The organism is Helicobacter sp. UBA3407 (genome assembly GCF_949747025.1).
GTDB classification, from domain to species: Bacteria; Campylobacterota; Campylobacteria; order Campylobacterales; family Helicobacteraceae; genus Helicobacter_D; species Helicobacter_D ganmani.
Map to the genome: position 1 here is coordinate 1 of NZ_CATKCB010000069.1, position 8,729 is coordinate 8,729.

The window sequence follows — 8,729 nt, forward strand, 5'->3', positions numbered from 1 at the left end:
AAAATTTTTATTTTAAGGCATATTAAATGAATGATTTTAATTGGTTTGATTTAATAGTGGGTGCTTTGATTTTGTTATTGGCGATTCGGGGGATTATCAATGGATTTGTGCGCGAATTTTTTGGTTTTGTAGGAATCGTGGGTGGCGTGTATGGTGCCTCTGTCTATGGAGATAGTGTAGGAGAATGGATTAGTGCGAATCTTTATGCTTTTCAGAACCCCTCCGCAATTTCGTTGATTGGTTTTTTGGTTTTGTTGGCACTCATTTGGGGGCTTGCCTTGATTGTGGCTGAAATTATGCAGAAAATAGTTAATTTGAGCGCATTGGGAGGAGTGAATCGGATTTTGGGATTCTGTTTTGGCGCATTAAAAGTTTTTATGATTTTTGCGATTATAATTGCCACATTAACCAATATTCAATTTGCTAAAAGTTTCATTGAAAAATACACGCAAGGAAGTTATCTTTATCCAATGTTGCGTGATACGGGAGCTGTTGTGATTAAGCTTGATGTTGTGCAAAGCAACACGTCAAAAATAGAAGATTTGCAAAATAATATATTCTAAAATAAAGGAAAAAAATGTTTGAAAATGATGCTTATGTGCTAGGCAGAATCGCAAAAGCTAACACATTGCGTGAAATGGGCATTAATCCTTATGGTAATGGAATCTCAAAAGAATGGAATACGCAGAAGTTTTTAAAGAGCTATGATTTTCTTAAATCTTTACCAGAGGGTAAACAAAAAGATGAAAGCAAATCCGCACAAGTTGCTGGACGCATTAAGTTTATTAGACTAATGGGCAAAGCGGCTTTTATTAAGATAGAAGATGTAAGCGGAATCTTGCAAGTTTATTTGTCTAAAAACGAGTTGAGTGATTCTTTTGATATGTTTAAAAAATGCGTAGAAGTCGGAGACATTGTAATGGCAAAAGGGTTTCCTTTTGTAACAAAAACGGGTGAATTAAGCTTACATGCTTTGGATTTTAGGATTCTAACCAAAGCAATTAGTCCTTTGCCAGAGAAATATCACGGGTTGGTAGATATTGAATTGCGTTATCGTCAAAGATATTTAGACTTAATTATGAATAAAGAAGTGCGCGATAGTTTTGTATTGCGTTCTAAAATTGTTTCAAATGTGAGAAAATTCTTTGAACAAAAAGGATTTTTAGAAGTTGAAACACCGATGATGCACCCGATTCCGGGTGGTGCAAATGCTAAACCTTTTGTAACTTACCATAATGCCTTAAATGTGGAGCGATATTTGAGAATTGCTCCTGAATTATATCTCAAACGTTTAATTGTTGGTGGATTTGAAGCGATTTTTGAAATCAATCGTAATTTCCGCAATGAGGGAATGGACCACTCACACAATCCAGAATTTACAATGATTGAATTTTATTGGGCGTATAAGGATTATAAAGATTTGATTCAAATTACGCAAGAATTGTTTGCGTATTTGCTAGAATCCCTTTCCTTGCCCAAAGTTTTGGTATTTAATCATCAAGAGATTCATTTGGACGCTTTTAGGCAAATTACTTATTTAGACGCTTTAGTAGAGATTGGAGGGATTCCACGCGAAGTTGTGAATGAGGAGGAGAAATTGTATCTTTACCTCAAGGAGCATAATGTTCCTTTGGAATCCCAAACGGAGTTAGGTAAATTGCAAAGTGAAGCTTTTGACGCTTTTGTAGAGGAGAAATTAATCAATCCTACTTTTATTACAGATTTTCCTATTGCAATTAGCCCTCTTGCAAGACGTAACGATAAGAATCCGGAAATCGCGGATAGATTTGAGTTATTTATTGGAGGAAGCGAAATTGCCAATGGCTTTAGCGAATTAAATGACCCGCTAGATCAGCTAGAGAGATTTAAAGAACAAGTCAAAGCTAAGGAAGCAGGTGATGAAGAAGCACAATATATGGACGAGGATTATGTTACCGCCCTTTCTTATGGTATGCCTCCAACAGCAGGAGAAGGAATTGGAATTGACCGCTTGGTGATGTTATTGACAGGGAATACAACGATAAAAGATGTGATTTTATTTCCAGCATTAAAACCGCAAAAACCACAAAACAAAAAGGAAGAATAATGAGTTATGTTTTAGAAGAAAATGACCCAGAAATCTTAGGATTTATTAATCAGGAATTAGAACGCCAAAATACGCATTTGGAGATGATTGCGAGCGAAAATTTTACTTTTCCAAGCGTAATGGAAGCTATGGGAAGCGTGCTAACCAACAAATATGCCGAGGGTTATCCCTATAAAAGATATTATGGAGGATGTGAATTTGTAGATAAAATTGAAGAACTAGCCATTAATCGCGCTAAAAAGCTTTTTGATTGTGCGTTTGCAAATGTCCAACCTCACGCAGGTTCTCAAGCAAATTGTGCGGTGTATTCCGCACTTTTAAAGCCTTATGATAAAATCTTAGGTATGGATTTGAGCCACGGAGGGCATCTAACACACGGAGCAAAAGTCAGTCTCACAGGACAAATATATCAAAGCTTTTTTTATGGTGTGGAGCTTGATGGAAGAATCAATTACGATAAGGTAGCCGAAACTGCAAGGATTGTGAAACCGAATATGATTGTTTGTGGCTTTAGTGCCTATTCAAGAAAATTGGATTTTGCAAGATTTAAAGAAATTGCCGAGAGTGTAGGAGCGATTCTTATGGCAGATATTGCACATGTGGCTGGACTTGTTGTTGCAGGGGAGTATCCCAATCCTTTTCCTTATGCAGATGTGGTAACTACCACTACACATAAAACTTTGCGCGGACCGCGTGGAGGATTGATTTTAACCAACAATGAGGAGTATGCTAAGAAGATTGATAAGGCAGTTTTTCCCGGAATGCAGGGAGGACCACTTATGCATGTGATTGCAGGTAAGGCAGTAGGTTTTGGTGAGAATCTGAAACCTGAATGGAAAGAATATGCCAAACAAGTTAAATCCAATGCAAAAGTTTTAGCAGAAGTTTTAATGGAAAGAAATTTCAAAGTAGTAAGTGATGGCACAGATAATCATTTGATTTTGCTGTCTTTACTTGATAAAAAATATAGCGGAAAAGATGCAGATTTGGCATTGGGAAATGCTGGAATCACTGCGAATAAAAACACTGTTCCGGGTGAAATGCGTAGCCCATTTGTAACAAGTGGTGTGCGCCTTGGTTCGCCTGCATTGACTGCAAGAGGATTTAAGGAAGCAGAGTTTGAAATTGTAGCAAATAAAATTGCAGATATATTAGATGATATAACAAATACACAAAAACAAGAAAAAATCAAGAGTGAATTAAAGGAACTTGCGCTAAAATTCCCTATTTATAATAAGGCAATTTTTTAAGATTAACGAAAAGGAAGCAAGCAATGGTATCAGATATGGATTTGAAACTTATTAAAATGACTACCTCTCATTATTGGTTGAAATCACCAGGAATTGGGGAGAAAATGCAACATAATGGTAGAATCTTTTATGATAAATTTAAAAAGATTGATGAGCCAATTACGCGTAATTTGCTCCAAAGTCATTTTAAAAAAGAAATCATTATTGCACATTCTTTGATTAATGAGCGCGATAAAGTTGAAAATATTGTCTTTGATTATAATGGATTCAATGCAGAACGTTTTTGGCATCGTGCACAATTGCTTTTAAGAGAAGAAGGGTTTATTAATTTTACTGCTTATGAAACAAAAACACCGGGGCATTTGCATTTATATGTGCATAAAGGACATACGACTTTTCAAGAGGGTTGCCAAATTGCTAAAATGCTTGGTGCAAAGCTTTCTCAAAAAATGCCAACAGAGTGGAAAATGTTTCCTTCGCTTGATATTCCCAAAAATTTTAACATCTTGATTGTACCCTATAATGTTTATAAGAAAGAACGCGGTGCTTCGTGGTCTAAACATATGTAAAGGAGAGAATATGACAGAATTAGAATCACACAAAGACACAGCAAGAGATTTAGAATTGGACGATTTATTGATTAGCAACAATGAAGGCGATGAATTAAAAAGCGGAAGCAATAAGAAATTAATTTTATTAAGCGCGATTGGCGTTTTATTATTTGCAGTGATTGTATTGGCTGTTTATTTGTTTCAAGGAGATTCTCAAGAAATAAATAAACAAGAGATTGAAACACAGAAGCCATTGGAACGTTTAGAACCAAAAATGTCGCAAACCTCAAATGAAAATCAGCAAAATCAAAATACAGATTTTGGACAAGTGCCAATCCAAAATACTAGCAGTGATGACCAATTCCAAATGATTATTAATCAAATTAAAGCACAACAAAATCAAAATAATGCTTCTACACAAGCTTTGCCAACAGCTCCTAATTCAGTACCAAAAGTAGAATCCCAAAAACCTATACCACAGCCTACACAAATGACTTCAAAACCTGAAATCAAACAAGAGCCATCAAAAACAACTCCAAAAGAAAGTTTTAAAGATGTTAAAGTAAATAACCCTTCTTTGCAAGGCAGTGAGGCTGGTAAGGGATTCTATGTTCAAGTGGGCTCTTTTAGTAAATTCTCTCCCAATAAGCAACTTTTAGGCTTGATTAATGAAAATAAATTAAGTTATCGTATGCAAAAATCTGGAGACAACAATCGCTTACTTATAGGTCCTTATACTACAAAACAAGAAGCACAAAATAAATTAAGCGAGATTCGTGCAAAAATCAATAAAGATGCTTTTATTAAAGAAATTAAATAACCTCTTTTTTTAACCAATGCAATTTTAGCATTGGTTTGTTTTCTGCTAAAATTTTTAAAAAAGTTAAAAGTTGATTTAAAAATGCTAATCCCCGCAAAAAAGGGGATTTATTTTGTGAAAGAAAGAACTATTCAACAACAGGTGTGTGAGCACTTCTTTTGTCATCACTAATATCGTCTCTATGGGGTTGTGAAGCTACAACTGCGTCCCATACGATACAACCTTCTGTGGGGCATGCAGAGGCACAAGCAGGTTCGTCATTGTGTCCTACGCATTCTACACATTTTTCACTATGAACAAAATAGCAACCATCATCATTTGGATTATCATCATCATCTACGATAGCTTCTACCGGGCATTCGTCAATACACGCACCACAGGCGATGCAGATGTCAGTAATTTTAACAGACATTATTTCTCCTTAAAATTTATATTAGACAATGAGTATATATTAAACTTTATAAAATGGAGCTTTAAAAATAAGATTATATTGGATTAGAGTGGTAAAATTATGTTTGAATATGATTCTGTGCGTAAAATAGTGTAAAATATTGATTATTTTAAAGGATAAAGGTTTAAGTGTATGAATATTATTTTTGGTCCTGTTCATTCAAGACGATTTGGGGAATCTCTTGGCGTAGATTTGTCTCCTGATATTAAACAATGCAATTATGATTGTTTGTATTGTGAATTAAAGGGCAAAAAAGCACAAGATTTTATGGAAAATTATTTGGAAGTAGAAGTGATTTTAAAGGAAATCCAAAAAGGCTTGGAACATTTTCCAAATATAGAATCCTTGACGATTACTGCTAATGGAGAGCCAACACTTTATCCACATTTGTATGAGTTGATGTTGCGTTTAGAAGACATTAAAGGCACAAAACAGACTTTACTCTTAACAAATGGTTCTTTATTGCATGACCCTATTGTTGCGCGTGCTTGCTTATTATTTGATAAAGTAAAATTTTCATTAGACGCAGTCAGCAAAGAGGTGTTTAAAAAGATTGACCGCCCAAGTAAAAGCGTAAATTTAGAGCAAATTTTACAAGGAATCTATCAGTTTGGTGCGGATTTTGGAGGCGAATTGTATGCAGAAATTTTATTTGTAGAGACGATCAATGATTCTTTAGACGAAGTTAAAAAAATGGCAAAATTTCTTGCTCCTATGCGATTAAAACGCGTTGATATTAGCACGATTGACCGCCCTGCTGCCTATCAAGTCAAGAGTGTTTCTCAAGAGAAATTGGAGTTATTTGGAAAAGTTTTTTTAGATTTTGGACTTCCAATTTTTATTCCCAAAAGAGCGGAACCCAAAGAACAAGTGCAATTAAATTTAAGTCGCGATGAAATCCTAAAAACAATCGCCTTGCGTCCTCAAAGCACGGAAGATGTTGCAACGTTATGGAATATCTATTCGCGTGAGATTCTACAAGATTTGTTGCAAAGCGGTCAAGTGGAGATTGTAGAAAATAATGCTACAAAGTTTTATCGCATTGGAATAAAAGCTTAAAAAATATGCGGAATTTTGCTATAATCCAAGCTTAATTTCGTTAAAGGAAAAGGTATGCAAAAGTTGATTTGGGCAAGTTTGTTGGCGATTTTGGCGGTGATTTTTGTGCAAGGTTGTAGCAAGAGTGAAGAAAAGATTGTAATGGCTACTGCTGCAGAATTTCCGCCTTTTGAATATAAAGAGGGCAATGAATTTAAGGGCATTGATGTAGAGATTGCACAAGAGGTGGCAAAGATTTTGGGTAAAACTTTGGAAATTAAAGATATGGAATTTGATTCTGTTGTGAGTGCTGTAAGTAGTGCAAATGTAGATTTTGGTGCAAGTGGTTTGACGATTAATGAGGCGCGTTCAAAAGTTGTGGATTTTACTACCTCTTATTATAATGCAAATCAAGTTGTCATCATTAAAAATTCCGATTCTGAATTAAAAGCTGTGGGTGATAATGCAGCAGAACTCATTAAGGCAATCAACAAAAAGAATGGAATCAAGATTGGTGTGCAAACGGGAACAACAGGGGCATTTTATGCGCAAGGCGATAAAGATTGGGGTTTTGAGGGCTTTAAAAATGCTGAAGTTAAGGGATTCGTCAATGGTTCTTTGGCGGTAAGTGCGCTAGAAAATGGGCAGATTGATATTGTGATTATTGATGAAGCTCCCGCGCGTTTAATCTCCAAAAACTACGTAAACACAGAAGTTTTAAGCGCGTATTTGACGGAAGAGAGGTATGGAATTGCAGTAAAAAAAGGCAATCAAGAGCTTTTGGATTCCATTAATCAAGCACTTGAGAAAATGCGAACAGAGGGCGTGCTAGATAAAATTATTAAAAAGTATTATTAAAAGCCCAAGAATTTATGGATAAAATAGAAATTTTTTATAATCAACTCATTGTCAAAGGCGGTTACACGCTTGTTGTAGAGGGTTTATTTGTTACGATTCTACTCGCAGTGTGTGGTTTGATGATTGGAATCTTTGTAGGCACAATGCTTGCGATTTTAATTACCAAAGAAGAGAAAAACACATTAGAATATTTGCTTGTGGGAATTGGAAAGCTGTATGTGGGATTCTTTCGTGGGACGCCGATTGTTGTGCAGCTTTTGTTCATCTATTTTGTAATTCTACCTCTTTTTGGTTTGGCGGGAAGCAGTGCTTTATTGGTTGCTATTGTGATTTTTGGTCTTAATAGTGGTGCGTATGTTAGTGAGATTATTCGCGGTGGAATCTTGAGCGTGGATAGCGGACAAAATGAGGCTGCAAGGGCACTTGGGCTTAATTCTAAACAAAGTATGCGTTTTATTGTTTTTCCGCAAGCCTTGAAAAATGCGTTGCCAAATTTAGGAAATGAGTTCATCACGCTTCTTAAAGAAACTTCGGTAGCAAATTATGTTACCGTTCATGATTTAACCTATGCGTTTAAGACGATTGGTAGTGCAAGCTATGAATATATGATTCCATATTTTTTCTTGGCACTCTGCTATTTGGTGTTGGTAATGATTGCGAGCTTTGTTGTTAAGAAATACGAGGGGAAACTAAGAAAAAGTGATAAGCGTTAGAAATTTAGTTAAAAAATATTATGAAAGTGGCACAAAAGAGGACAAGAGTGAGAAAATTGTGCTTAATGGCTTGAATGTGGAATTTCAGCGAGGAGAGAAAGTTGTCATCGTCGGACCAAGCGGAAGTGGTAAAAGCACTTTTTTGCGCTGTTTAAACCTGCTTGAGATTCCAGATAGTGGAGAGATTTGGCTAGATAATCGGCGCATTTCTGAAATTAGTATTGATTTGTATCCGGAATTAGCAAATCTCAAAGGCAAGGCTTTAAATCTCGCCATAAAAGAATACGACAAAAAAGACCGACAAGACATTAATGAAGCGCGTGCCAAAATGGGTATGGTATTCCAACATTTTAATTTATTTAATAATTTAAATGTAATAGAAAATATTACTTTAGCTCCCATTAAGCTTAAAAAAATGAGTGTCGGGGAAGCAAAAGAAGTGGGTTTGGCTTTATTGCAACGTGTAGGATTGTATGATAAGGCATATGAATACCCTTCTCGCTTAAGTGGAGGACAAAAGCAGAGGGTTGCGATTGCACGTTCGCTCGCAATGAAGCCAGAAGTAATACTTTTTGATGAGCCCACAAGTGCGCTAGATCCTGAAATGGTGGGTGGCGTGCTAAGTTTAATGAAAAGCTTGGCTGATGAGGGAATGAGTATGGTGTGTGTTACGCACGAAATGGGTTTTGCCAAAGAGGTAGCAACAAGGGTTTTGTTTATGGAGGGTGGAAAAATCTTGGAGGATTCTCCCCCAATGGAATTTTTTGATTCTCCTAAAAATGAGCGTTTGCAGTATTTTTTAAGCCATATTCGGCGATAGAGGAAAGTTAAGCTTTTGCGTGTTCCTGCGAGGAGTTTAAGCAATTTATAATGTAGAATTCCAATTAAAAGATTCCATTAAGCATATATCTTTATCCTAAATTATGGATTTGCAGGGGCAGTGTTTATGCAATGCACTTCAC

Annotated in this window: 10 protein-coding genes; 9 read left to right on the forward strand and 1 reads right to left on the reverse strand. The window is 35.9% G+C overall.

From position 1 onward, the window contains the following. Nucleotides 1-26 precede the first annotated feature (26 nt). The 5 genes from Q1553_RS01455 to Q1553_RS01475 are packed head-to-tail and all read left to right on the forward strand — an operon-like array spanning nucleotide 27 to nucleotide 4,707. On the forward strand, nucleotides 27-563 hold the full coding sequence (locus Q1553_RS01455; protein ID WP_297578557.1) for a CvpA family protein: 537 nt from the start codon (nucleotides 27-29) through the stop codon (nucleotides 561-563). Between the two features lie 14 nt (nucleotides 564-577). Further along, complete coding sequence (lysS, locus tag Q1553_RS01460; RefSeq protein ID WP_300761652.1) at nucleotides 578-2,086, forward strand: lysine--tRNA ligase; 1,509 nt, start codon at nucleotides 578-580, stop codon at nucleotides 2,084-2,086. Next, nucleotides 2,086-3,336, forward strand: coding sequence for a serine hydroxymethyltransferase (locus Q1553_RS01465; RefSeq protein WP_298496457.1), 1,251 nt, complete (start codon nucleotides 2,086-2,088; stop codon nucleotides 3,334-3,336). Before lysS ends, Q1553_RS01465 begins: the two co-directional genes overlap by 1 nt. A 23-nt stretch (nucleotides 3,337-3,359) precedes the next feature. Further along, a complete protein-coding gene (locus Q1553_RS01470; RefSeq protein ID WP_115550861.1) occupies nucleotides 3,360-3,905 on the forward strand; it encodes a DUF1882 domain-containing protein in 546 nt (181 codons plus the stop codon). Nucleotides 3,906-3,915: 10 nt separating this feature from the next. Then, on the forward strand, nucleotides 3,916-4,707 hold the full coding sequence (locus tag Q1553_RS01475) for an SPOR domain-containing protein (RefSeq protein WP_297578551.1): 792 nt from the start codon (nucleotides 3,916-3,918) through the stop codon (nucleotides 4,705-4,707). Between the two features lie 127 nt (nucleotides 4,708-4,834). Here the strand turns inward: Q1553_RS01475 and Q1553_RS01480 are convergent, their stop codons facing one another. After that, nucleotides 4,835-5,119 (reverse strand): 4Fe-4S binding protein, encoded by a 285-nt coding sequence (locus tag Q1553_RS01480; protein WP_115550860.1) that lies wholly within the window; start codon nucleotides 5,117-5,119, stop codon nucleotides 4,835-4,837. A gap of 171 nt (nucleotides 5,120-5,290) precedes the next feature. On the opposite strand from Q1553_RS01480, the gene Q1553_RS01485 reads away from it, so the two are divergent. Genes Q1553_RS01485 through Q1553_RS01500 form a run of 4 tightly spaced genes read left to right on the forward strand, consistent with a single transcriptional unit; the run spans nucleotide 5,291 to nucleotide 8,587 of the window. Then, on the forward strand, nucleotides 5,291-6,217 hold the full coding sequence (locus Q1553_RS01485) for a radical SAM protein (protein WP_297578549.1): 927 nt from the start codon (nucleotides 5,291-5,293) through the stop codon (nucleotides 6,215-6,217). A 54-nt stretch (nucleotides 6,218-6,271) separates the two neighbouring features. Next, on the forward strand, nucleotides 6,272-7,054 hold the full coding sequence (locus Q1553_RS01490; RefSeq protein ID WP_297600093.1) for an ABC transporter substrate-binding protein: 783 nt from the start codon (nucleotides 6,272-6,274) through the stop codon (nucleotides 7,052-7,054). 14 nt (nucleotides 7,055-7,068) lie between these two features. Beyond that, on the forward strand, nucleotides 7,069-7,767 hold the full coding sequence (locus tag Q1553_RS01495) for an amino acid ABC transporter permease (protein ID WP_297570822.1): 699 nt from the start codon (nucleotides 7,069-7,071) through the stop codon (nucleotides 7,765-7,767). Further along, on the forward strand, nucleotides 7,754-8,587 hold the full coding sequence (locus tag Q1553_RS01500; RefSeq protein ID WP_297570820.1) for an amino acid ABC transporter ATP-binding protein: 834 nt from the start codon (nucleotides 7,754-7,756) through the stop codon (nucleotides 8,585-8,587). The genes Q1553_RS01495 and Q1553_RS01500 overlap by 14 nt, the downstream gene beginning before the upstream one ends. The last annotated feature ends 142 nt before the right edge of the window (nucleotides 8,588-8,729 follow it).

Excerpts from the sequence above, each read along its gene's own strand:
- Q1553_RS01475 (WP_297578551.1), top strand. The coding sequence starts at position 3,916 with ATGACAGAATTAGAATCACACAAAGACACAGCAAGAGATTTAGAATTG.
- Q1553_RS01465 (WP_298496457.1), top strand. The coding sequence starts at position 2,086 with ATGAGTTATGTTTTAGAAGAAAATGACCCAGAAATCTTAGGATTTATT.
- Q1553_RS01480 (WP_115550860.1), bottom strand. The coding sequence starts at position 5,119 with ATGTCTGTTAAAATTACTGACATCTGCATCGCCTGTGGTGCGTGTATT.
- Q1553_RS01490 (WP_297600093.1), top strand. The coding sequence starts at position 6,272 with ATGCAAAAGTTGATTTGGGCAAGTTTGTTGGCGATTTTGGCGGTGATT.
- Q1553_RS01485 (WP_297578549.1), top strand. The coding sequence starts at position 5,291 with ATGAATATTATTTTTGGTCCTGTTCATTCAAGACGATTTGGGGAATCT.
- Q1553_RS01455 (WP_297578557.1), top strand. The coding sequence starts at position 27 with ATGAATGATTTTAATTGGTTTGATTTAATAGTGGGTGCTTTGATTTTG.
- lysS (WP_300761652.1), top strand. The coding sequence starts at position 578 with ATGTTTGAAAATGATGCTTATGTGCTAGGCAGAATCGCAAAAGCTAAC.
- Q1553_RS01495 (WP_297570822.1), top strand. The coding sequence starts at position 7,069 with ATGGATAAAATAGAAATTTTTTATAATCAACTCATTGTCAAAGGCGGT.
- Q1553_RS01470 (WP_115550861.1), top strand. The coding sequence starts at position 3,360 with ATGGTATCAGATATGGATTTGAAACTTATTAAAATGACTACCTCTCAT.